The sequence below is a fragment of the Tepidiphilus sp. HLB4 genome, assembly GCF_054823945.1.
The window spans coordinates 20,740-44,164 of the sequence record NZ_JSYB01000067.1; the positions used below are offsets into that span (position 1 = coordinate 20,740).

Consider the following 23,425-nt stretch of genomic DNA (forward strand, 5'->3'; position numbering starts at 1 on the left):
GGCTATTCGCCGAGCACGGTGCGCACCAGCTCTTCTAGCCCGGCGGTGACCTCGGCATCGTCGGACAGCGCCTCGACGAGCGCCGCGCGGCAGGCGGCGAGCACCGGCAGGCCGCCGCGGATCAGCAGGGCGGCATAAACGAGGAGCCGCGTCGAGGCCACTTCTTCGAGATCGACCCCGTCGAGCCGGCGGATGGCGTTACCCAGGGCGACGAGACGCCGCGCGAGTAAGGCGTCGCACCCCGTTTCTCGCTGCAGGATGCGGATTTCGCGCGCCTCGTCGGGAAAGCCGAAACGCAGCGCCACGAAACGTTGCCGGGTGGAGGGTTTGAGCCCTTTGAGGAAATTCTGGTAGCCGGGATTGTAGGAGACGACCAGCATGAATTCGGGCGGTGCGGCCAGCAGCTCGCCCGTGCGCTCGAGCGGCAGTGTGCGGCGGTGGTCGGCGAGCGGATGGATGACGACGGTGACGTCCTTGCGCGCCTCGACGATCTCGTCGAGATAGCAGATGCCGCCCTCGCGCACGGCGCGCGTGAGCGGCCCGTCCTGCCACACGGTCTGTCCGTTTTGCACGAGATGGCGTCCAACGAGGTCGGCGGCGGTCAGATCGTCGTGGCAGGCCACGGAGAAGAGCGGTAGGCCAAGGCGCGCCGCCATGTGGGTGACGAAGCGGGTCTTGCCCACGCCGGTGGGGCCTTTGATGAGCACGGGCAGGCGGTTGCGCCAGGCGTGTTCGAAGAGCTCGACCTCGTCGCTGGCCGGTTCATAGGCGGGAAGCGTCATGGCGTGGCTTTCGATGTGACAGTGGATTCAGCAAGGGCCGCCGCTCGGGGCGCGAGCCGCTCGGCAAGCCCCACCACGTCGCCCACCACCAGCAGCGCCGGCGGGACGAGTTCGGCGGCGGCCGCCAAGGCAGGCAGGCTCGCCAGCGTGCCGCTGAGGCGTTCGGCATCGGGCAGCGTCGCGTTGCGCACCACGGCCGCGGGCGTGTCGGCCGGCAGGCCGTGGGCGACGAGTTCGCGGCAGATCGTGGGCAGGGTGCTCACCCCCATGTAGAAGACCACCGTCTGGCGCGGCCGGGCGAGCGCTTCCCAGTCGAGCAGCAGGGCGCCGTCCTTGAGATGCCCGGTGACGAAGAGGCAGGATTGGGCGTGGTCGCGGTGCGTGAGGGGAATGCCCTGGCTCGCGGCCATGCCGCAGGCCGCCGTGATGCCGGGCACGACCTCGAAAGGGATGCCGGCTGCGGCGAGCGCTTCGGCTTCTTCCCCGCCGCGCCCGAAAATGTAGGGGTCGCCCCCCTTGAGCCGCACGACCACTGCGCCGGTCTGCCCGAGTTCGACGAGAAGCGCGTTGATCTCCTCCTGGGGGAGCGTATGCCGGCCGGCGCGCTTGCCGACGAAGACGCGCCGCGCCTCGGGGCGGACGCACTCGAGCACGGCCGGGCTCACCAGGTTGTCGTAGACGAGCGCCTCGGCGGCCTGCAGCAGGCGCAGCGCCCGCACGGTGAGCAGTTCCGGGTCGCCGGGGCCGGCGCCTACCAGATAGACTTTCGGTGCGATCGTTTTCCGCTTCATCGTCTCGTTCCCTGCGGTCTTTATCCTGGTTGCGGTTTGTACCACGGTTTGGCCTGCGTCTTCATGCCGCGCGGGAAGATGGAAAGAGCGCGGGCGTTCAACCGGGACGTCCATCGGGGCGCGGGCGCACGAGGCGCGGGACGAAACGCCACAGGTAGAGGAGATAGGCGAGCGCGAAGGCGAAGGCGCTTGCGTGCAGCATGCCGTTCCCCATGGCCGGGAAGGTCGCGAGTTCGCGCAGCAGCGCCGCGGCGAGCAGCACGAGGAAGGCGGAGTGGAGGCCGCGAGGGGTGCGGTTGGGGTGATCGCCGGTGTGGCCGAGCGCCGTGCGCGTCATCATGCCGAGCGTCATGGAGCCGATGCCGCCCACCGTGAGCAGGTGCACCGCGGCGCTGCGCCAGGCCGGGGCGAAAGCGGCCAGTCCGTAGGCGAGGACCCCTGCCGCCGTCAGGGCGAAGCCGAGATGCAAGATCCACACCATGGGGTTGGTCCAGACGGTCCGGTGCAGCCAGCGCCGGCTCTGGCGCAGGGCGATGCCGGACGTCACCACGGCGAGCACGGCGATGAGCGGCGCGGGCGCACCGAGGGCCGTGGCAAGCGCCAGCGCAAACCCGCCGACCACGGTACCGGCCTGCACCCAGGCTGGATTGGGGACTTGCGGCAGACCGAGCGCCCGGCTGGTGAAGAAGGCGATGACCCGCATGCCGAGGAAGAAGATCATCCCGGCGAGCCACAGGGCGCCGGCATCGAGCCAGGCGAGGGGCTCGCCGTCGAGTTTTCCTTGCACCGTGCAGAAAAACCCCGCCTCGAAGCCCGCGAACAGCAGCAGCAGGAGCGGCACGACGTAGTTGCGCCGGTTACGCGCGGCGAGCACGGAGCGGGCAAGCCAGAACGCGGCAAGGAGAAGAAAGGCAAGCGCGGCGCCTGCAGCGGCAGGAAAGGCGCGCTCGCCGAGGAACCAGGCCAGCCGAGCCACGAGCCACAGCAGCACGAGCACGCCGAGACGGACGCCGCGAAGCGGCGGCTGTCCCGTCCAGCTTGCCACCGCCGTATGCAGAAAACCGACGACGATCGCTGCGCCGAAGCCCCAGACCATCTCGTGCGCATGCCACCACACGCCCGGCAGGGCAGGTGCGCCGCGCAGGGTGACCGCCCAGTAGGGTACGGCGAGCACCGCGAGCAGGGCTCCGAGCAGATAAAAGGGGCGGAAGGCCATCGCCAGCCAGGCGGCAAGGCTCGGACGGGCGGAGGTGGATGGGTGCGGTTCTTGCAGAGGGATGTCGGTCATCGAGAGACTCCGCAGGCAGGGTTGGGGGACATTGTGCTGTTCAGGCGTCAGATCGTCCTTGATCGCAGTCAAGATGGTGCGGCGAAGACCATTTTCTTCGAATTGACTTGTGTCAAGGAAATCGCCTTGCGTCGTCTCTAGAGTGGAAGCATCGCAAATTTTTTCATCGGCGGGGAGGATCGATCATGGGACGGGGCAGAAAAGCGTTGGGCACGCTGGCGGTGCTGCCGCTGGCCATTGGCATGGCCTGGGCACAGGAGAAGCCGGTCACCGAGGAGGAGATCCGCTATCAGGCCGGCAGCTCGCCCTTGGCCGAGGTGGAGATGTACCAGGACATCAATCCGAAAGCGCCGCCGATGACCAAGACGGAGTTCGAGAAAGGGCGCAAGATCTATTTCGAACGGTGCGCCGGTTGTCACGGCGTGCTGCGCAAGGGGGCCACGGGCAAGCCACTCACGCCGGACATCACTCTGGAGAAAGGCAGCGAGTACCTGAAGGTCTTCATCAAGTACGGCTCGCCGGCGGGGATGCCCAATTGGGGCACTTCGGGCGAGCTTACCGACGAAGAGGTCGACCTCATGGCGCGCTACGTGCAGCAGACGCCGCCGCAGCCGCCCGAATACGGCATGCCGGAGATGAAGGCGACCTGGAAAGTGCTGGTGCCGCCGCAGGAGCGACCGAAGAAGAAGATGAATGCCTACAACCTCGACAACCTCTTCTCGGTGACGCTGCGTGACGCCGGCCAGGTGGCGCTGATCGACGGGGACACGAAACAAATCATCGCCATCATCCCGACGGGCTACGCGGTGCATATCTCGCGGCTTTCTGCTTCCGGGCGCTATCTCTACGTGATCGGGCGCGACGCCAAGATCAACCTCATCGACCTGTGGATGGAGAAACCGGACACCGTGGCCGAGATTCGCGTCGGCCTGGAGGCGCGTTCGGTCGAGACTTCCAAGTACAAGGGCTATGAGGACAAATACGCCATTGCCGGTTCCTATTGGCCGCCCCAGTACGTCATCATGAATGCGGACACGCTCGAGCCGCTCAAGATCGTCGCCACGCGCGGCATGACGGTCGACACGCAGGAATATCATCCCGAGCCGAGGGTGGCTTCCATCGTGGCGAGTCATTTCCGGCCGGAATTCGTCGTGAACATCAAGGAGACAGGCAAGGCGCACCTCGTCGATTACACCGATCTGCACAACCTGAAGATCACCGAAATCGAGATGGCGCGTTTCCTGCACGACGGCGGCTGGGATGCCTCGAAACGCTATTTCCTCGTGGCGGCGAACCAGTCGAACAAGGTGGCGGTGATCGACGCCAAGGAAGGCAAACGCGCCGCGCTCGTCGATGTCGGCAAGATTCCGCACCCGGGGCGCGGCGCGAACTTCGTCCACCCGAAGTACGGTCCAGTGTGGGCGACGGGGCATCTGGGCGACGATTCGATCGCGCTCATCGGCACCGACCCGCAAAAGCACCCGCAATATGCCTGGAAAGTGGTGCAGTCCTTGCCCGGCCAAGGTGGAGGGAGCCTCTTCATCAAGACGCACCCGAAGTCCAAGCATCTCTACGTGGATACCCCGCTCAACCCAGATGCGAAGATTTCGCAATCGGTGGCGGTGTTCGACATCGATGCTTTGGACAAAGGCTTCAAGGTGCTGCCAATCGCCGAATGGGCGGGGATCGATGACGACGGGGCCAAGCGGGTGGTGCAGCCCGAATTCAACAAGGACGGCACTGAAGTGTGGTTCGCCGTGTGGTCGGCGAAAGACAAGCAGTCGGCGCTGGTCATCGTCGATGACAAGACGCTGCAGCTGAAAGCGGTGATCAAGGATCCGCGCTTGATCACGCCGACGGGGCACTTCAACGTCTATAACACGCAGCATGACGTCTATTGAGACGAAGGGCGAGGGGATGCGGTGCTGGCAGGGGGTATTCGGCGTGGCTTGGGGGCTGGTCTTCGCCGCTGCGGTCCACGCCGAACCGGGGGTAGAGCGTCAGGAGGCGCTCGTGCGCCTGGTGCGCCAGGACTGCGGTGCTTGCCACGGCCTGAGCCTGCGAGGTGGGCTGGGGCCGGCGCTCACGGCGGAGCGGCTCGCCGGCAAGGACGGGGAGATGCTGGCGGCGGCGATCGCCCAAGGCCGCCCCGGCACGCCGATGCCGCCCTTTTTGGGGCTACTCGGTACGGAGGAGATCACATGGATCGTCGAGCGTTTGCAAGAAGGCTTTCCTCCGCTGCCCGCTGGTTCGTCTTCGCACTGAGTGCCGGCGTCGTAGGACTGTCTGGGGCGCAGGAGCGCGGTACGGGCGATCTGGGAGTGGTGATCGAGCGGGCGAGCGGCAGCGTGCTGATCGTGGCGCACACCACGCCCGAGGTGCTCGCCCGCGTCGAAGGGCTGGGGGATCTGTCGCATGCCTCAGTGGTGTTCTCGCGCGACCAGCGCTTTGCCTACGTCTTCGGCCGCGACGGGGCGCTCACCAAGCTGGATCTGCTGCGACCGGGCATCGTCGCCCGCGTGCAGCAGGCAGGAAATTCCATCGGTGGGGCCATTTCGCAGGACGGGCGGCTGGTGGTGGCGCAGAACTACGAACCCGGCGGCATCAAGGCGTTTTCCGCCGACGATCTACACCTGGTGGCGGAGGTGCCGACCAAGCCGGGGCCGGATGGCAAGGCATCGAAAGTGGTAGGGTTGGCCGATCTGCCGGGGCAGCGTTTCGCCTACGCGCTCTTCGATGCGGGGGAGATCTGTGTGAGCGACTTCTCCGTGCCCGACACTCCCCGTACGGAGTGCGCCTCTGCCGGTCGCCAGCCCTATGACGGACTGGTGACTCCGGACGGGCGTTTCTACCTTGCCGGGCTTTTTGGCGAAGATGGTGTGGCGCTGTGGGATTCCTGGCATCCGGAGGCCGGGGTGCGTCGTATCCTTGACGGATATGGCCGGGGCGAGACCCCTCTGCCCGTCTATAAGATGCCGCATCTGCGGGGCTGGGCGCAGGCCGGCGAGCGCCTGTTCCTGCCGGCGATCGGGCGGCACGAAGTGCTGGTCGTCGATCGGCGTGACTGGCGCGAGCTTGGGCGCGTGGCGGTGGCGGGGCAGCCGGTCTTCGTCATGGCCCGTCCCGATGGACGGGAGATCTGGGTGAACTTCGCTTTCCCCGACAACGGGCGCGTGCAGGTGATCGACGCCGAGACGCTGACGGTGCGCGATACGCTCGAACCGGGGCGGGCGGTGCTGCACATGGAATTCACGCCCAAGGGGGATCAGCTGTGGGTATCGTGCCGCGACGACGACCGGATCGTGGTCTATGATGCGAAGACGCACCGGGAGCTCGACCGCCTCGCGGCCCGCAGCCCCAGCGGCATCTTCTTCACCTATCGCGCTACGCGTTTCGGAATGTGAGCCGATGGATACGCTGCTTTCCTTGGTCAATCGCTGGCAGCGGGGTTTCCCACTCGTGCCTTCGCCTTTTGCGGCCGTTGCCGGGTACGAGGGAACGGGCGAGACAAAGGTGATCGAGGCGTTCGCCGCCGCCCGGAAGGCAGGATGGATGGCGCGGCTGGGGCCGGTGTGGGCACCGCGGCGCCTTGGCTGGAGTACGCTCGCGGCCGCGCGCGTACCGCCTGACAAGCTCGATGCGGTTGCCGAGTGCGTGAGCATCTTTCCCGAGGTGAATCACAACTATGCCCGCGAGGACGAATGGAATCTGTGGTTCGTAATCACGTCTCCTTCCGAATCGCGGGGCCGGGCGATACTCGTGGCGATCGAGCGGGCTCTGGACGTACCGGTGATCGCCCTGCCGTTGCGCACCGAATTCTTCGTCGACCTCGGCTTCGATCTGACTGGAGAGAAGAAACGCGCGCCAATCAAGGCGGAGGTGCCGACGCAGGCGAGCCTCTCGGCCGAGATGGAACCCTTGGTCCATGCGCTCTCGGCGGGTTTGCCGCTGGTGCCGCATCCCTATGCCGCGGTGGGGGAGGCAATCGGCTGGTCGGAGACGGCGGTGATCGCCCAGCTCGAGCAGTGGATCGGCACGAGGGTGGTGCGCCGCATCGGGGCGGTGGTGCGTCACCGCCGTCTCGGCTACCGGGCCAATGCCATGTGCGTGTGGGATGTGTCCGACGATGCAGTGCGCGAGGCAGGCGAGCGGCTTGCTCTCGAGCCGGCGGTGAGCTTGTGCTACGAACGTTTCCGCGCGCCTCCGCACTGGCCCTACAACCTCTATGCGATGATCCATGGCCGCGATCGCGAGACGGTGTTGCGCGAGCGCCATCGTCTTGGGGTTGAGCTCGGGCTCGATCGCTGGCCGCACCGGGTGCTTTTCAGCACCAAGGAATACAAGCAGACCGGCGCGGACTACACGGGGCGGGAGCGATGAGAGAGAGGAGGCCGGCGACGCTCGATGATCTCGATCGGCAGCTGCTGTGGGCGCTGCAGGATGACCTGCCCCTGTGTGAGCGGCCTTTCGCCGTATTGGCCACAGGGCTCGGGGTGAGCGAGGAGGAGGTCCTGCAGCGGCTGCGGCGCTATCTCGCCGAGGGGATCGTGACGCGCTTCGGGCCCTTCTTCCAGGTCGAGCGCATGGGGGGCGCGTTCTGCTTGGCGGCGATGGCGGTGCCCGAGGAGCGCTTCGACGAGGTGACGGTCGCCGTCGGCGCCTTTCCCCAGGTGGCACACAACTACCGCCGCGAACACGCGCTCAACATGTGGTTCGTGCTCGCGGCCACGCGCCCCGAGGGAATCGTCGAGACGGCGCGGGCGATCGAGAATGCCGTCTCTCTGCCGGTGTGGCTCTTCCCCAAGGAGCGCGAGTATTTCGTGCGCTTGAGGTTGCGTCCATGAACGGCGAGGCGCCCTTCGTGCCCGACGAGCGGGACCGGGCGTTGATGTTGGCTACGCAGGAAGGGCTGCCGCTCGCAGTGCGGCCGTACCACGCGCTGGCCGAGCGCTTGGGCTGGGCGCCGGAGGAAGTCTTCGCACGGCTCGCGCGGTTGCACGCGGTCGGGGTGATCCGCCGCATCGCCGCCGCCCCCAACCACTATGCCTTGGGCTATGTCGCCAATGGCATGAGCGTGTGGGATGTGGACGACGAGCGCGTCGACGAGCTCGGGCAATGGCTCGCCGCGCAGGGCGAAGTGAGCCACTGCTACCGCCGACCGCGTGCCCTGCCGCTGTGGCGCTACAACCTGTTCGCCATGTTCCACGCCCGCGAGCGCGCCGAGGTAGAGCGGGCGGTCGCGGTTGCCGCCGTCCGGCTCGCTGCGTGCTTTCCGGGAGCCGTGCGCGCCCACGAGGTGTTGTTCTCCAGCCGCATCCTGAAAAAAACCGGCGTGCGGCTGGATTTCTGAAAGGAGCAGGACCGTGTTTCGCCTGAGCACCTTCGTCGATGAACTCTTCTCGCCCACGCCGGTCGGGCCGCGCCGTCGTCCGCCAGGGCCGGTGGTGATCTGGAACCTGATCCGGCGCTGCAACCTCGCTTGCGAGCACTGTTATTCCCTGTCGGCCGACGCCGACTTCGCCGGCGAGCTCGGCACCGCCGAGGCGCTCGCGGTGATCGACGACCTGGCGCGCTTTCGCGTGCCGGCGCTGATCCTCTCCGGCGGCGAGCCGTTGCTGCGGCCGGATCTCTTCACCCTGGCCGCGCACGCCAAAGCACAGGGGATGTACGTGGCGCTGTCGACCAATGGCACGCTCATCGACGAGGCGATGCTCGATCGCATCGCCGCGGCCGAATTCGACTATGTGGGCATCAGCCTCGACGGGCTAGAGGCCACGCACGACCGTTTTCGCCGTCACGTGGGGGCGTTCGCCGCCAGCGCACGGGCCGTGCGCGGCGCCGTGGCGCGCGGCCTCAAGGTAGGGGTGCGCTTCACCCTCACCGAGGGCAACGCCGCCGACCTCGTGCCGCTTCTTGACTGGGTTCGTGCCGAGAACGTGCCCCGCTTCTATCTCTCGCACCTCAATTACGCCGGACGCGGCCGCAAGAACCGCGCTCAGGACGCCGCGGTCCAGACCGCCCGCTGGGCGCTGGAGACGCTCTTCGAGCGCTGTCTGCAGGAATGGCAGGAAGGAGGAAAGCGCGAATACACCACCGGCAACCAGGATGCCGACGGCGCCTTCTTCCTGCTGTGGGTGCGGCGGCGTTTCCCCGAGCGGGCGGCGCACATCGAGGCCAAGCTGCGGCAATGGGGGGGCAACGCGAGCGGCGTCAATATCGCCAACATCGACAATCTGGGCAAAGTGCATCCGGACACGATGTGGTGGCATCTGCGGCTCGGCGATGTGCGCGAGCGCCCCTTCTCGGCCATCTGGTCCGATGCCGAAGACATGCTGCTGGCACGATTGCGCGAACATCCCCGCCGGCTCGAGGGGCGCTGTGCCCGCTGCCGTTTCCTCGACCTGTGTAACGGCAGTTCGCGCGTGCGCGCCAAGATCGGTGCCGGATCGCCCTGGGGAGAAGATCCCGGTTGTTACCTCTACGACGAAGAGATCGCCGCGTGAAACCCCTTCTTGCCTGTCTCATCGCGGCGCTCGGCGTCGTCCCCCTTGCCCGAGCCGAGGAGCCAGCCGTCCTCTATGCCCGGCATTGTGCGAGCTGTCACGGCCCCGATCGCTGGGGGCGGCTGGGGCCAGCATTGCTGCCCGAGAGCCTGGAGCGCCTGCGGGCGCCGCAGATCGCGGCGGTGATCCGCGACGGTCGCCCTGCCACGCAAATGCCCTCTTTTGCCGGGACGCTGGCCGAGGAGGACTTCGCCGCGCTCGCCACTTGGCTGCTGCGTCCCGCTGCCGAGCCGCCGCAGTGGGACGAGGAACACATTCGCGCCAGTCGCGAGGCGCAACCGCCGCGTCCGCTCGCGCGGCCGATCCATGAGGCCGATCCGCGCAACCTCTTCGTCGTGGTCGAGCAGGGGGATCATCACCTGAGCGTGCTCGACGGCGATCGCTTCACCGTGCTCGCCCGTCTGCCGACGCATTTTGCCGTGCATGGGGGACCGAAATTCTCGCCGGACGGACGCTTCGTCTACACCGCCTCGCGCGACGGCTGGGTGGAGAAATTCGACCTGTGGGCGCTCGAACGCGTGGCCCAGGTGCGCGTCGGCATCAACGCACGCAACCTCGCAGTCTCGGCGGATGGACGCTTCGTGGCCGTGGCCAATTACCTTCCTCACACGCTCGTCATCCTCGATGCCGATCTCGAACCGGTGAAGATTCTCACGGCGACGAGCCGCGACGGCAAGACCGAGTCGCGCGTCTCGGCCGTCTATGACGCGGCTCCTCGCCGCAGCTTCGTCGTCGCGCTCAAGGACCTGCCGCAACTGTGGGAAGTGAGCTACGACGAGCACGCCGCCCCGGTCTACGACGGGCTGGTGCACGACTACCGCATGGCCGAGGCGCTCGGCCGTCCCGGTTTTTTGCATCCGCGCCGCGTCGATCTGGATCTGGTGCTCGACGATTTCTTCTTCGACCCGTCCTACCGCCGCGTCCTCGGCGCTTCGCGCGACGGCCGCGCCCAGGTGATCGATCTCGACGCCGGCCGCCCCGTGGCCGAACTCGCCCTCGACGGGATGCCGCATCTCGGTTCCGGCGTCGTCTTCGAGCGGCAGGGGCGAACCCTGATGGCCTCGACCAATCTGCAGCGGCCGGTGCTGTCGGTGATCGACCTCGACGACTGGCATACCGTCGCCGAGGTGCCGCTGTGCGGGCAGGGGTTCTTCGTGCGCACCCATGAGAACAGCCGCTATGCCTTCGTCGACGGTATGATGACAAAAGAGTGTCGCGACGGCATCCAAGTTCTCGACAAGGAGACGCTGCAGATCGTGGCGACGTTGCGCCCCGAAGCGGGGAAGACGTTTGCGCACGTGGAATTCACGCGCGATGGCCGCCATGCGCTGGCGAGCGTCATGGAGCCGGCTCCCGATGGCGCCTTGTGGGTGATCGATACGCAGACGCTGCAGCTCGTGCGCCGCATCCCCATGAACAAGCCCATCGGCAAGTACAACGTCGCGAACAAGTTGGAACGCTCCGGCGGTACCAGCCACTGAAACGTTCGGGGGAAAGAAAGGACGGAGACTCGAGCCTCCGCCCTTTGTCGTCCGGCTCAAGAACGCGCTGCCTCACCATAGGCGGGGCTGCCCTTTACGCCGATGAAGAAACTCGCCAAATAGGTCAAAAGCCCGACCAGGAACACCACGCCCGTGCCTTCCCGCAGCCAGTAGAAGAAGGCGATTTTCTCCTGCGCCGCCATGAAGGGCAGCGGCGTATCACCCATGCGCTGCAGCCAGACCTGCAGCAGGCCGGCAGCGGTGAGAAAGAGGGTGATGAACACCATCGACACCGTCATCAGCCAGAATCCCCACATCTCCAGCACCTGCGAGCGGTTGCCCTGCGCGGTGCGCCCGTGCAGCTGCGGCCAGGCGTAGGAGAGGATCGTCAGCACCACCATCACGTAGGCGCCGTAGAAGGCCATGTGTCCGTGCGAGGCGGTGAGCTGCGTGCCGTGGGTGTAGTAATTCACCGGCGCGAGCGTGTGCAGGAATCCCCAGACCCCCGCGCCGAGGAAGGCCATCACGCTGGTGCCCAGCGCCCACAGCGTCGCGGCCCGGTTGGGATGATCGCGCCGGCGGCGATTGACCATGTTGAAGGCGAAGAGCACCATGGCGAAGAAGGGCAACGGCTCCAGCGCCGAGAAGAGCGAGCCGAGCCACTGCCAGTATTCCGGCAGACCGATCCAGTAGTAGTGGTGCCCCGTGCCGATCAGTCCGCTCACCAGCGTCAGGGTTACGATCACGTAGAGCCACTTGTCGATCACCTCACGGTCGACACCGGTGATCTTGACGAGCACGAAGGCGAGGATCGCTCCCAGCACCAGTTCCCACACGCCTTCCACCCACAGGTGCACCACCCACCACCAGTAGAATTTGTCGCGCACCACGTTGATCGGATTGACGAAAGCGAAGAGGAACATCAGCGCCAGTCCCCACAGGCCGAAGAGCAGCACCGAGGTGATCGCCGTCTTGCGCCCGCGCAGATAGGTCAGTGACAGGTTGTAGAGCAGCGACAGGGCCACCAGCACGATGCCGATCTTGGTGAGTGTCGGCTGCTCGAGGAATTCGCGTCCCATCGTCGGTAGGAATTCATTGCCGGTGAGCTTGGCGAGCGTGGCATAAGGGACGGAAAGATAACCGATCACCGTCAAGCCAGCCGCCACGAGGAAGACCCAGAAAGTGACGAGCGCGAGCCGCGGTGAGTGCAGCTCGCGTTCGGCCTCTTCCGGTACGAGGTAGTAGGCCGCGCCCATGAACCCCATCAGCAGCCAGACGATCAGCGCGTTGGTGTGCACCATCCGCGCCACGTTGAAGGGGATGTGAGGAAAGAGGAAGTCGCCGACCACGTACTGGAGCCCCATCACGAGGCCGAACAGGATCTGGGCGACGAAGAGGGCGAGCGCGGCGACGAAATAGGGTTTCGCGACCGCCTGGGAAGCGTATTTCATGGGAAATTCTCCTGGGGGAACCGGTCATCCTTCGATGTTGGGGGGCCAGCCGGCCGTATCGATCTCGGAGACGTAGCGCAGAAATTCCACCAGATCGTCGAGCTGTTGCTCGCTGAGATGGAACTGCGGCATCTGACGGCGACCGGGTGCGCCGGTGGGTTGGCTTTGGATCCAAGCTTTGATGAACTCCGGTCCGCGCCGTTTATAGACGTTGCCCAGTTCGGGGGCGAAATAGGCACCCTCGCCGAGCAGGGTGTGGCACCCGATGCAGTTGTTCTCCTCCCAGATGCGCTTGCCGGCGGCGATGGCCGGGTTGGTCGCGATCTGCGCCCGCTGGTCGCGCTGCGGCAGCACGCTCTCCGTGTGCAACGTCACGCCGAGGAACAAGAGGACGGAAAAGAGCGTGCCGCCATAGAACATGTTGCGGGCGGCGCTCGTGCTGAAGAAAGAGGCCATGCTGTTCTCCTTGGGGATTCGGCAGACCGAGGATAGGGAAGGGCGGCTGGCGGCGCATTGATTCGCGTCAAGTCGCCCGATTCCGTCTAACCGAACCATCCCCAAGGCGATTTGCGTACCGCGCAACCCACGATCTGGGCAAACGAGAAAAGGGCGAGGACGAAGGCGAGCCGTTGCTGGCGAGGTGTGCGTCCGTGCCCGAGGGCGACCGAACCGGCGAAGATATAGGCCAGCAGCCACAGCAGCTTCACGCCGAACCAGGAAACAGTGAATGGAGAGAGGCGCAGCAGGACGGCAAGGCCGATGCCGGCGGCGAAGAGCAGCGTGTCGTTGACGTGGGGCAGGACCCGCAGCAGGCGCCGTTGCAGGAGCGCTGGCCGGTACTCGGCGAGGACGTATCGAACGAGGAAACCGGCCAGACTCAGGCTCACGAACGTGAGGTGCAAGGTCTTGAGCGTGTCGTAGTCCATGGCGCTCACCCCGGTGAGGTCGTCGAGGGAGGTACTTCGACCTGCGCTTGCGTCGTCTTCGGCCAGCGGCGGTAGGTGCGCACCGCCAGCCACAGGATGTACCCCAGCTGCGCCGCGCAGGCGATCACCGCCAGCCCCGCCAGGCGCATGAACGGTTCGGGGAAGATCAGCCCGGCAAGGAGCAGTGCAGCGGCGAGCGCGTGCATCCTCCAGAGCCGGTCGGCCTGCGCTTCGGGCGTGATGCGCAGCATCGTCGGGGGGAATCCCTGGCGGCCGGGGCGCTGCTGCAGGTGCAGCCAGGTGAGAAAGGGCAGGATCTTCACCCACATGCCGCAGATCACCGCCGCGAATCCACCCCAGAAGACGATCACCCCTGCCCACCAGGGCGAGAGCACGTCTCCCGCCGCAAGGAGAGCCGCGAGTGGCGCCGCCAGGGTCGAGACCATGGCCATGCGCCACAGTTTCCAGGTGGCGTCGTGCCGGGGGCGTTTGCTGCGCGCCTGCAGCTGCAGCGTCTGCACCGCGAAGGGCGGCACCAAGAGCAGCGCACCGAGTACGGCCGTGCCCGTGGCCACCTTGTTGCCGAACGCCACGCCCGCGCCGACGGCCAGCGGCAGCAGCCACAGGGCTTTACCCCAGCGCGCCCGGAAGCGCTCCGGGTAGGGCGGCGTGAGCTGGAACATCGGCACCACCGCGTAGGCGATCGCTGCCACCAGTCCCAGCCCCCACACGCTCCAGGCGCTCGCCACATGCCAGCTCACCCAGGCGAAATGATCCGCCAGCCAGATTCCCTCGCGCTGCGCGAGTAGCCCCAGCCCCAGCAGCGCCGTGAGGGCGAATCCGGTCAAGGCCCGGCGCAGATCCCCGCCGGCCGGATTGCGGGCGGATGCCAGGGCGAGGAAGGCGATGGAGAGGAAGACCGCGAGCGTGCCCGTGAGGAGCATCGCGGCCGTTCCCGTCAGCGCCGGATTCGGCCAGAGAAAGGAGGCGGCGAGCAGCAGCACCCCCGTTCCCCAGGCGGCGGGTAACAGATGCCAGCGGAACATCATCGGCGGCCAGACGGCGCCGGCGAGCACCGGCAGCACTTGGACCAGCGATCCCAGCATCACGCTGCCCATGAATCCGAGCGCCGTGAGGTGGGTGAGCGCGAGCGCGGCTGGTGTCCACCGGCTGAGCACCGCCGTTGGCCCTTCGAAGAGAAGCAGTAGGCCGGTGAGCGCGAGCATGGGGGGCGCCAGCGCGAACCAGCGCAGCGGCACCGCGTACGGCGGTGAGGATTTGACGTCGAGCGGCTGGGCTTTCATCGCGCGTTCGTCTCGATGCCGTTCAAGGGGCGGAAAAGATGAACCTCCACCGTGCCGTCGTCGTGGACGTACTCCCGGTGCGTCCAGCCGTCCGGTTCGATCGCCTCGAAGAGCGGCCAGGGGACGCGATAGAGCAGCAGCCGCACCCAGCGCCCACCTTCCAGCCGTTCGAGCAGCTCGAGCGTGCGCACGAAAGGATCGGGCGGCAGCAGTTCCCGCGCGTCGAAGAGCATCGCCTCCGTCTCCGCGTAGCCTTCGGGGGCTCGGTGGAAGCGGGGTGAGCCGGTCATGGCGAAGTCGCGGCGAGCCGTCGGGCAATCGCCTCGCGCTGTGCCGTTGCCAGCGCCTGGTCGCAAAGAGGATAGAGCACGTTCTCTTCTTTCATGTTGTGTTGCTGCAGCATCACGAGCAGGGTCTCGAGCAGATCGCGCACCGACTCCGTCTCTTCCGCTTCAATGGCGGCGGCAAGCGGCGCGAAGAGCTCGCGCATCTGCGCGTGCTCGAGCCGCATCGCTTCGGTGGGTCCGCTGCTCATGCCCGTGGTGGCTTCGAATGCGGGAAAGAGCGCCTCCTCCTCTACGAGGAAATGATGCAGCAATTCGGCCTCCAGCGCTTCCCAGGCGTCGAGAGCCGAGGCGGTAGGACCGGTGAGCAGCGCTGCTTCCACCGCCGCGAAGCCGTCGTCGGCATGGCGGTGGTCTCGGGTGAATAAGGTGGCGATCGTGCTCATTTATGTCTCCATGTCGGGGCTTCCGGCGCTCACTGTAGCGAGGCGCTGCACCCGGCGCCTTGACACGGGTCAAGAGCGATCGTGGCATCGATCCGATGATCGCTTTGTCGCAGGAAACACGCCCGGAACACGGCGGCGAGGGGAAACCGCGCTCCCGGCTTGGAGGGTCAGCCGCTGTGCCGGGACATGGCTGGGGGCCGGTCGAGACGCTCCAGCGCCTCCAGGACGGCGGCGGGCGCTGGAACCTGGCCGACGCCGCCGAGATTGATCGCCGACTGCGCGCGGCCGGGGAAGACGCCGGTGCGCTGCGGGTCGGTATCGGTGTAGAGCGCGACGGTGGGGACGTCGAGCGCCGCGGCAAGGTGGACCAAACCCGTATCCACGCCCACCACGGCCCAGGCACCGGCAAGCAGCGTGGCGAGCTGGGCAAGGCGCAAGCGCGGCAGCACCAGGGCGTGCGGCACCTGGGCGGCAATCGCCTGGGCGCGCTCCCGTTCCCGCTCGTTGCCCCAAGGCAAGACGAGCGGCACTCCGGCTGCGGCCAGCGTGCGCCCGAGTTCGACCCAATGCGTCTGCGGCCACAGCTTGGAATCGCGGCTGCTCGCGTGCAGGGCGACGGCGTAGCATGGCGGCAGCTCGAGCGGCAAGGGCTGCCGGGGGGGGCGGATGCCGTAGTCGGGCGCCGTCTGCGGAGGGGGATAGCCGAGTGCGGCCGCTGCCAGCAGGCGGTTGCGCGTCACCGCGTGCAGCGCACGCGAAACGGTGTGCCGGTGGGGATAGAAGAGGGCAGCGAGCGGCTCGCGGATGGAGCGCCGATCGTAGCCGTGCCGCTCGCCGCGTGCCTGCAGGGCGATCAGCGCGCTCTTGAGCAATCCTTGGCTGTCGAGCACGAGGTCGTAGCGGCACGCCCTGAGGCGCTGGCGAACCGCGGCGATCTCGCGCCATGTGGCGGCAGAAAAAAGGCTGCGGCGCCAGCGGCGGATCGCTACCGGAAAGACATGGTCTACCGCCGGGTGCAGGGCAGGGATGTCGGCGAAACTTTCTTCCACCACCCAGTCGAACCGCATGTCGGGATGGTGGACACGGATGTCGGCGAGGATAGGGAGGTTGTGGATGACGTCGCCCAGCGACGAAGTCTTGATGAGCAGCAGGCGTGGCATGGGGGAATTTTCGCATACAATGGAAACTTTGGCCGTGCGGCGGCGATGACGGTCTTCGATGAAGCTTGCCTTCGTGATCTTCAAGTATTTTCCCTACGGCGGGGCGCAGCGCGACATGCTGCGCATCGCCCGCGATTGCGCGGCGCGGGGGCATGAGGTTCGGATCTATACCGGCCAATGGCGCGGCGATCCGCCTGGGGAAGGCATCGAGGTCGTCCTCTTGCCGGTCTCTGGCGGGCTCAATCATCGGCGCCATCGGCGTCTGATCGACGCCATCACCGCGCGGCTGCGCGCCGATGAGCCCGATCTGGTGGTCGGCTTCAACCGCATGCCCGGCTTGGACGTCTATTACGCGGCCGACCCCTGTTTCATCGAGCGGGCGCACGCCGAGCGCGGCTGGCTCTACCGTCTGACCGGCCGGTACCGCTTCTTCGCCGCGTGCGAAAGGGCGGTCATGGGCCGCGAGGGTTCTTGCCACATCCTGTTGCTGACGGCGCGCGAGCGGAGCATCTACCAGCGTTGGTATCACACGCCCGATGCGCGCTTTCACGTGCTCCTGCCCAACATTCCCCTCGATGATTTTTCCGGCATCGATCGGAGCGAGGCGCGGGATGCGGTGCGCGCCGAATTCGGCCTGCCCGACTCGGCCACCGTCATTCTGATGGTGGGCTCCGCCTTCGTGCGCAAAGGCCTGGATCGGGCCATCCGCGCCGTGGCCGCCTTGCCGCGCTCGCTGCGCACCGACACCTGGCTGCTCGCCGTGGGCGAGGATCGTCCGAACGCCATGGTGGCGCTCGCCCAGCGCCTGGGGGTGGAGGATCGCCTGATCCTCACCTCGGGTCGCTCGGACGTTCCCCGCCTGATGATGGGCTCCGACCTCCTCGTGCATGCCGCGCGCTCCGAGCTCGCCGGGCTCGTGCTCATCGAAGCCATGACCGCGGGGCTGCCGGTGCTCGTCACCGACGTCTGTGGCTACGCCGAGCACGTCGCCGCGGCGGGCGCCGGCCTGGTGCTGCCGTCGCCTTTCGATCAGCGCCAAATGGACCAAGCCCTGGCGCGCATGCTGGCTTCGCCCCAGGAGCGCGCGCAATGGGGTGAGGCCGGCAGGCGCTACACCGCGGACATCGCCGCGCGCCGTTCTCCTACTTTGGAGGCGGAGCTGCTGGAGGAGATCGCCCGGGAAAAGAGGAAAGGCCGTGGTCGAGACTGAATCCACGCAGGCGCGAAGTGCCGTGGGCGGAGCGATGGGCGGCGTGCCCGCGCCGCCGTGCCGCGCGGGACGGCCGCCCGATCATCTGCCCGCCGAGATCCTTTCCCTCTTGCCACCCGGCGATCCGTTCGAACGCGTCATGGCGCTGCAGGGGGAGGTGTTTCGCGACGTCCCCGGCCGGCGCACCCTGAGGGTGCGCCTAGGGGACGAATCCTACTTCGTCAAGCAGCATTTGGGCGTGGGGTGGCGCGAGATCTTCAAGAATCTCTTCTCCGGCAAGTGGCCCGTGGTGGATGCTTCCGTCGAGTGGCGCGCCATCGAGCGGCTTCGAGCGCTGGGCATTCCCACCACACCCGGCGTCGCCTATGCCAGCCGCGGCTCGAACCCCGCCCGGCGACGCTCCTTCGTGATGACGCGCGACCTGGGGGACATCGTCTCGCTGGAAGATCATTGCCGCGACTGGCCCCATTCCCCGCCGCCCTTGGCGCACAAGCGCGCGATCCTCGCCGAAGTCGCGCGCATCGCGCGCACGCTGCACGAACACGGGCTCAACCACCGCGACTTCTATCTCTGCCATTTCTGCCTCGATGGGGAGCGCCTGCGGCAGGGGGAGATCCTGATCTATCTCATGGACCTGCACCGCGTCGGTGTGCGTCGCGTCACTTCCCGGCGCGATCGGATGAAAGACCTTGCCGCCTTGTATTTCTCGGCGCTGGACATCGGCCTGAGCCGCCGCGACTGCCTGCGCTTCATCCGCCTCTACCGTGGCAGCCTGCGCCGCACCCTCGTCGGCGAGCGCTCGTTCTGGCGGCAGGTGCAAGCGCGGGCGCGCCGGCTCTACCACAAGTTCCACGGACGCTGGCTGAGGACGCCGTTCGACGAGACTGGAAATTTGTCAGGGACACGACGATGAAAACATCCTATTCCTCGCTGCTCGTGATGCTTGCGCTGCTGCTGCCGGCCCTGCTCATCGGTCTGGGCGAGCGGCCGCTGTACAAGATCCAGGAAGTGCGCATTGCCGAGACGGCGCGCGAGATGGTGGTGAGCGGCGACTGGCTGGTGCCGCGCTACAACGGGGAGCTCCGCTTGCAGAAACCGCCCCTGCCGTACTGGCTCACCGCGGCGAGCTACCGGCTGTTCGGTGTGAACGAGACCGCCACGCGCCTGCCGGCGGTGCTGTTCGGGTTGCTGTCGGCCTTTCTTCTGACGCTATGGAGCATGCCCCGGCTAGGGGCGAGGGCGGCGACCAACGCCGGCCTGGTGCTGGTGGTCAGTTTCATCGGCCTGCGCTACTTTCGTAGCGGCGAGGCGGATGCGATCCTGCTCTTCTTCATCGCCGCAGCCTGCTTCGTCGGCTACGACCTGCTCGAACGGGGCGGCGAGTTCCGTCGCCGCATGCTCTTCGGCCTGCTCCTGGGGCTCGGTTTCCTGAGCAAAGGTCCGGCGGCGCTCGCCATTCCGCTCCTCACGCTGCTCTCGTGGTCGCTGCTGCAGCGGCGCGGCGCCGGGGTGCGGCAGTTCCTGCAGAACTGCTTCAGCCTGCCGGGATTGGCAGTTCTCTTCCTCGTCGCCTTCGGCTGGTATGCCTGGCTGCTGGCGACGCTGCCTGATGCCGCCCAGTATTTCATCGGCAGGCAAGTGGACGAAACCTTCGTCAGCGGCACCCATGCCAAGCCGCTGTGGTGGTATCCGCAGCATTTCTTCGAATTCTTCGCCCCCTGGGGGATTCTGCTGCTGCCGGCTGGTTGGTGGGCCCATCGGCAGCGCGGCCAGGGGAGTCTGCCGCCGGTGATCCGTTTCGCCTGGCTGTGGCTGGCGGTGGTGTTCGTCCTGCTCTCCTTCACCGTCAACAAGCAGATGCAGTACGCGCTTCTCTTTGCGCCGCCGCTTTCCTTGATCCTCGGCCATTATCTGGCCGAAGCCGGCGGCGGGTTCGTCCGCTTCAACCGCATCTTGTTCTGGCTGTTCTGTGTGGCGGCGCTCGCGGCCATGGGCTACCTGGTCTTCAAGAATAAAAGCGCGGCGCTGGAATTTCTGCCCTGGCTGGCGCTTCTGGCGCTGCCCTTGGTGTCGTACCGGCTCCTGAATACCCGGGTGCTTTCTTTCCCCGTGCTGCTGGTGGCCGTGGTGAGCGCGGCGCTCTATCTCTACGGCGAGGCCAATCTGTCGAAGGAGCCGCACAAGACCGCCGCCAAGACGCTGGCTGCCCAACTTCCCGGCCCGGAAGTTCCACTCTATCAAGACAGGCCGAATGATGCCAAACCGGGCGATGGCGCGATTTCCTTCTATGCCGGACGGGTGATTCCGCCGGTGGCCGCGAAAGATCTTCCTGCCCTGCTCGAGCAGCGGGGCGAGATCTGGCTGATCACCGAGCAACCGCCTGCCCTAGAAGGAATCGACGTCGAACTCGTGACCTCGGTCGACGAACTGAATCTATGCAGACTGCGGCGCAAACCGTGATTTTGGGATCGCCCGCCGTGCTCGGTGCGGAGGACGGGCCGTTCTCCCTGCCTTTGAGCGACGGCACGAGCGTGGTGTGTGAGCGCGTGGTCCGTCGGGTGCCCGGCGCCCGGCTCGTCTGCTCTGGCCGCTGGCAGGGCAGGGCGATCTACGCCAAAATTTTCATCGGCCCCCGCGCCGAGCGCCACGCCGCACGCGACCGGCGCGGTGTGCGCTGGCTGCAGGAGCGGGGCATCGATACGCCGGCGCTGCTATATGAAGCGCAGCTGCCCGACGGCGCCGGATGGGTGCTCCTTTTCGAGGCCATCGAGGATTCCTGTAACGCCGAGGAGTATCTGGCGTCCCTTGCCGGCGACGCCCAGGCCCGCCTGCGCTTGATGGAAACGCTGGTGCGGGTGGTGGCGAGGCATCACCAGGCAGGAGTGCGCCAGACCGATCTCTATCTCAAGAATTTCCTCATCCAGGGCGAACGGGTCTACACCCTCGACGGCGACGGGATCCGTGCCGGACGAGGCCCGCTCGGTCCGCGCCGCTCGCTGCGCAATCTGGCGCTATTGCTCTCCAAGTTCGACGTCGAGGAGGACGTTCATCTTCCCCAGCTGCTGCAGGTCTACGCCGAAGTACGCGGCTGGCAGACCGATGCCCGGATGCTGCGGCGTCTCGAAGAGGCCGTCTGGCGGCATCGCTACCAGGTGGCGCAAGAGTACGCCATGAGGAAAGTCCTGCGCACCTGCACCGACGTGCGCGTGGAAAAGCGCTGGGATCGTTTCCTTGCCGTGGCCCGCGCCCATGATGGCCCCGAGCTGCGCGCGCTGCTCGATCGCCCCGATGACTGGCTGGAGCGCCCGGCATGCCGCCGCCTCAAGACGGGCAATACCTGCACCATCGGCGTCGTGACCGCCGGCGCGCGCCGTATCGTCATCAAGCGCTACAACGTCAAGGGCTTTTGGCACGGCCTGAAGATCGCCCTGCGCCGTTCCCGGGCCGTGCGTTCCTGGTGCAACGCCCATCTGCTGCGCATGTACGGCATCGCCACGGCGCGTCCGCTCGCCGTGCTGGAGCGCCGCTTCGGTCCGCTGCGGCGGCAGGCATATTTTTTCGCCGAATGGGTGGACGGCCCCGCTGTCGACGAACTCTTCGCCGATGCCTCGGTCGCTGACGAAGTCCGGCGCGAAGTGGCCGAGCGCCTGGCGAAGCTCTTGCACAAGCTGTACCTGCTGGGCATCGAGCACGGCGACCTCAAAGCCGACAACCTCAAGATCGTCGACCGAGGTGCATGGCTGCTTGATCTCGATGCCTTGCGCCAATACCGCCACGCCCGTAGCGGCAGGTACCGCAGGCGCCATGCCCGCGATCTGCGCCGCTTCCTGCAAAACTGGCAGGACGCGCCGCCGGTCCGCGCTCTGCTGGAATCGGCCTTGCGGCGCGTCTATGGGCCGGATCCGGTGCTGCGGCGGGCCGGCCTGTCGATCATCGAGGAAAAAGTGAGTACGACATGAAGATTCTGGGATTGTCCGGTGCCTTGGGGCATGACCCCTCGGCTGCACTGTACATCGACGGCACGCTGGTCGCCGCGGCTGAGGAAGAGCGCTTCGTGCGCGACAAGCACGCCAAGAACCGCATGCCCTATGAATCGGCGAAATTCTGCCTGCAGTGGGCCGGCATCCGGCCGCACGAAGTGGACGCCGTAGCCATCCCCTATGCGCCCATCCCCCTTTTCGGCAGTCCTGCGCGCTGGCATTATGCCCGGCGCTATTGGTACGCGCCCGATCGGGCGCTGGATGCGATTTTTGCCGGTAACCGCCGTTTCCACCGCTACCAGAAGCGCATCGAATGGTGCCTGCAGCAGCTAGGGTTCGACCTCGGCAAAACCGAGATCGTCCCGGTCGAACACCACCTGGCCCATGCCGCCAGCGCCTATCATTGCTCCGGCTTTCGCGACAAGACGGCGATCCTGTGCATCGACGGCAAAGGGGAGTATGCCACCACCTTCTTCGGCTACGGCGAAAACGGCGTCATCCACAAGATCAAGGAATTCTACGATCCCGATTCCCTGGCCGGCGTCTACGGAGCGATCACCGAATACCTCGGCTTCGAGATGCTCGATGGCGAATACAAGGTGATGGGCATGGCGCCCTACGGTGACCCCACCCGCTACGATTTCTCGCGTCTGGCGCGCTTCGAGGATGGGGAATTGGTGGTCAATACCGACTACGTCAACGTCGTCGGTCTGCGCCGTTACAAGGAAAAAGGCAAAGGTTATTACTTCTCGCCCAAGCTGATCGAATGGCTGGGCCCTCGACGCGAGGGCGACGTGGCCGACGAACCGTACATCCATTACGCCGCAAGCATGCAGGCGCTCTTCGAGCGGCTGGCGCTGGAGATGATGGAATATTATCTCGGGGACGTCATCCACGAAACCGGGCTGATTGCCTTTGCCGGCGGCGGGGCGCTCAACGTCAAGCTCAACCAGAAGATCGTCGCCCGGCCCGACGTCAAGGAGCTCTTCGTCCAGCCGGCGGCGGGCGATGCCGGTACCGCCGTGGGCGCCGCCGCCTACGTCAGCATGCAGCGCGGCGTGCCGGTGGAGAAGATGGAGCACGTCTATCTGGGGCCGGCCTATACCAACGAAGAGATCATCGCCGCCTGCGCCAAACACCCGGCGCGCCCGCGCTGGCAGAAAATCGACGACGTGCCCGTGCGGGTCGCCCGGCTGCTCACCGACGGCCATCCGGTGGCCTGGTTCCAGGGGCGCATGGAATTCGGCCCGCGCGCCCTGGGCGGGCGCTCCATCCTCGGCTGCCCCAGCGTGCCCGGCATCGCCGACCGCATCAACGCCCAGATCAAGTTCCGCGAGCGCTGGCGGCCGTTCTGCCCCAGCATGCTCGATACCGTCGCTCCCCAGATGCTGCAGTCCCACCATCCGGCCCCCTTCATGACCATCACCTTCGAGGTGGCACCCGAATGGCGGCAGCGGGTGCCGGAAGTGGTGCATGAGGACGGCACCGCCCGCGCCCAGGTGCTGCGGCGCGAACAGCATCCGCGCTACTACGATCTGATGCGGGAGCTGGAAAAACTCACCGGCAACGGCGTGGTGCTCAACACCTCGCTCAACCGCCGCGGCGAACCCATGGTGTGCAGCCCGAGCGACGCGCTCGACATGTTCTTCGGTTCCGATCTCCAGTATCTCGTGATGGAGGACATCCTGGTGACCAAGGAGGGGGTGCCGCAATGAGCCTGCGTTCTGTCGGCCTGGCACGAGCGCCTCGGGGCGGGCTC

The 23,425-nt window shown here is 66.6% G+C and carries 23 protein-coding genes; 13 read left to right on the plus strand and 10 right to left on the minus strand.

Translation table 11 applies throughout. The features are described 5' to 3' along the window. Nucleotides 1–2 precede the first annotated feature (2 nt). The 3 genes from OA56_RS09245 to OA56_RS09255 all read right to left on the minus strand — a co-directional run bounded on the left by OA56_RS09245 (nt 3) and on the right by OA56_RS09255 (nt 2,861). The gene (locus OA56_RS09245; protein ID WP_028873875.1) at nt 3–782 is read right to left on the minus strand and encodes a CbbQ/NirQ/NorQ/GpvN family protein; all 780 of its coding nucleotides are present in this window, start codon (nt 780–782) and stop codon (nt 3–5) included. Further along, the gene (gene cobA / locus OA56_RS09250) at nt 779–1,573 is read right to left on the minus strand and encodes a uroporphyrinogen-III C-methyltransferase (protein ID WP_461584858.1); all 795 of its coding nucleotides are present in this window, start codon (nt 1,571–1,573) and stop codon (nt 779–781) included. The genes OA56_RS09245 and cobA overlap by 4 nt, the downstream gene beginning before the upstream one ends. A gap of 97 nt (nt 1,574–1,670) precedes the next feature. Continuing rightward, complete coding sequence (locus tag OA56_RS09255) at nt 1,671–2,861, minus strand: NnrS family protein (protein WP_461584860.1); 1,191 nt, start codon at nt 2,859–2,861, stop codon at nt 1,671–1,673. A gap of 185 nt (nt 2,862–3,046) precedes the next feature. On the opposite strand from OA56_RS09255, the gene OA56_RS09260 reads away from it, so the two are divergent. From OA56_RS09260 to OA56_RS09295, 8 genes are read left to right on the plus strand one after another with little or no spacing between them, the layout of a single operon-like run. Then, nucleotides 3,047–4,762 carry a cytochrome D1 domain-containing protein gene (locus tag OA56_RS09260; RefSeq protein ID WP_461584862.1) on the plus strand — a complete coding sequence of 572 codons (1,716 nt, stop codon included), beginning with the start codon at nt 3,047–3,049 and terminating at the stop codon, nt 4,760–4,762. Nucleotides 4,763–4,778: 16 nt separating this feature from the next. Beyond that, nucleotides 4,779–5,126: a c-type cytochrome gene (locus tag OA56_RS09265; RefSeq protein WP_141056188.1), complete on the plus strand. Its 348-nt coding sequence runs from the start codon at nt 4,779–4,781 to the stop codon at nt 5,124–5,126. Next, a complete protein-coding gene (locus OA56_RS09270; protein ID WP_461584865.1) occupies nt 5,063–6,265 on the plus strand; it encodes a cytochrome D1 domain-containing protein in 1,203 nt (400 codons plus the stop codon). The genes OA56_RS09265 and OA56_RS09270 overlap by 64 nt, the downstream gene beginning before the upstream one ends. Before the next feature lie 4 nt (nt 6,266–6,269). Beyond that, a complete protein-coding gene (gene ahbB, locus OA56_RS09275) occupies nt 6,270–7,241 on the plus strand; it encodes a siroheme decarboxylase subunit beta (RefSeq protein WP_055423956.1) in 972 nt (323 codons plus the stop codon). Then, complete coding sequence (locus tag OA56_RS09280; RefSeq protein WP_055423955.1) at nt 7,238–7,705, plus strand: Lrp/AsnC family transcriptional regulator; 468 nt, start codon at nt 7,238–7,240, stop codon at nt 7,703–7,705. Before ahbB (OA56_RS09275) ends, OA56_RS09280 begins: the two co-directional genes overlap by 4 nt. Beyond that, nucleotides 7,702–8,211, plus strand: a complete 510-nt coding sequence (gene ahbB / locus OA56_RS09285) for a siroheme decarboxylase subunit beta (RefSeq protein WP_461584868.1) — start codon at nt 7,702–7,704, stop codon at nt 8,209–8,211. Before OA56_RS09280 ends, ahbB (OA56_RS09285) begins: the two co-directional genes overlap by 4 nt. Before the next feature lie 13 nt (nt 8,212–8,224). Continuing rightward, nucleotides 8,225–9,364: a heme d1 biosynthesis radical SAM protein NirJ gene (nirJ, locus tag OA56_RS09290; protein ID WP_461584870.1), complete on the plus strand. Its 1,140-nt coding sequence runs from the start codon at nt 8,225–8,227 to the stop codon at nt 9,362–9,364. Beyond that, nucleotides 9,361–10,905, plus strand: a complete 1,545-nt coding sequence (locus OA56_RS09295; RefSeq protein WP_461584872.1) for a cytochrome D1 domain-containing protein — start codon at nt 9,361–9,363, stop codon at nt 10,903–10,905. The genes nirJ and OA56_RS09295 overlap by 4 nt, the downstream gene beginning before the upstream one ends. 56 nt (nt 10,906–10,961) lie before the next feature. On the opposite strand, the gene OA56_RS09300 is transcribed toward OA56_RS09295, so the two are convergent. From OA56_RS09300 to waaC, 7 genes are all read right to left on the minus strand, one after another. Next, on the minus strand, nt 10,962–12,356 hold the full coding sequence (locus OA56_RS09300; RefSeq protein WP_461584874.1) for a cbb3-type cytochrome c oxidase subunit I: 1,395 nt from the start codon (nt 12,354–12,356) through the stop codon (nt 10,962–10,964). Nucleotides 12,357–12,380: 24 nt separating this feature from the next. Continuing rightward, nucleotides 12,381–12,812 (minus strand): c-type cytochrome, encoded by a 432-nt coding sequence (locus OA56_RS09305; RefSeq protein ID WP_055423950.1) that lies wholly within the window; start codon nt 12,810–12,812, stop codon nt 12,381–12,383. An 86-nt stretch (nt 12,813–12,898) separates the two neighbouring features. Further along, nucleotides 12,899–13,282, minus strand: a complete 384-nt coding sequence (locus tag OA56_RS09310; protein WP_055423949.1) for a SirB2 family protein — start codon at nt 13,280–13,282, stop codon at nt 12,899–12,901. A gap of 5 nt (nt 13,283–13,287) precedes the next feature. Next, nucleotides 13,288–14,586: a hypothetical protein gene (locus tag OA56_RS09315; RefSeq protein ID WP_461584877.1), complete on the minus strand. Its 1,299-nt coding sequence runs from the start codon at nt 14,584–14,586 to the stop codon at nt 13,288–13,290. Continuing rightward, nucleotides 14,583–14,876, minus strand: a complete 294-nt coding sequence (locus tag OA56_RS09320) for a DUF2249 domain-containing protein (protein WP_461584879.1) — start codon at nt 14,874–14,876, stop codon at nt 14,583–14,585. The genes OA56_RS09315 and OA56_RS09320 overlap by 4 nt, the downstream gene beginning before the upstream one ends. Then, complete coding sequence (locus tag OA56_RS09325) at nt 14,873–15,316, minus strand: hemerythrin domain-containing protein (protein WP_055423946.1); 444 nt, start codon at nt 15,314–15,316, stop codon at nt 14,873–14,875. Before OA56_RS09325 ends, OA56_RS09320 begins: the two co-directional genes overlap by 4 nt. Before the next feature lie 167 nt (nt 15,317–15,483). Beyond that, the gene (gene waaC, locus OA56_RS09330; RefSeq protein ID WP_055423987.1) at nt 15,484–16,476 is read right to left on the minus strand and encodes a lipopolysaccharide heptosyltransferase I; all 993 of its coding nucleotides are present in this window, start codon (nt 16,474–16,476) and stop codon (nt 15,484–15,486) included. A 58-nt stretch (nt 16,477–16,534) separates the two neighbouring features. Here waaC and OA56_RS09335 point away from each other — a divergent pair, with 58 nt between their 5' ends. Genes OA56_RS09335 through OA56_RS09355 form a run of 5 tightly spaced genes read left to right on the plus strand, consistent with a single transcriptional unit; the run spans nt 16,535 to nt 23,381 of the window. Continuing rightward, a complete protein-coding gene (locus OA56_RS09335) occupies nt 16,535–17,686 on the plus strand; it encodes a glycosyltransferase family 4 protein (protein ID WP_461584882.1) in 1,152 nt (383 codons plus the stop codon). A 34-nt stretch (nt 17,687–17,720) separates the two neighbouring features. Then, a complete protein-coding gene (gene rfaP / locus OA56_RS09340; RefSeq protein WP_461584900.1) occupies nt 17,721–18,599 on the plus strand; it encodes a lipopolysaccharide core heptose(I) kinase RfaP in 879 nt (292 codons plus the stop codon). After that, nucleotides 18,596–20,146, plus strand: coding sequence for an ArnT family glycosyltransferase (locus OA56_RS09345; RefSeq protein WP_277081407.1), 1,551 nt, complete (start codon nt 18,596–18,598; stop codon nt 20,144–20,146). The genes rfaP and OA56_RS09345 overlap by 4 nt, the downstream gene beginning before the upstream one ends. Beyond that, nucleotides 20,122–21,645, plus strand: a complete 1,524-nt coding sequence (locus OA56_RS09350; RefSeq protein WP_461584884.1) for a lipopolysaccharide kinase InaA family protein — start codon at nt 20,122–20,124, stop codon at nt 21,643–21,645. The genes OA56_RS09345 and OA56_RS09350 overlap by 25 nt, the downstream gene beginning before the upstream one ends. Next, complete coding sequence (locus OA56_RS09355; protein ID WP_461584886.1) at nt 21,642–23,381, plus strand: carbamoyltransferase family protein; 1,740 nt, start codon at nt 21,642–21,644, stop codon at nt 23,379–23,381. Before OA56_RS09350 ends, OA56_RS09355 begins: the two co-directional genes overlap by 4 nt. Nucleotides 23,382–23,425 lie beyond the last annotated feature (44 nt).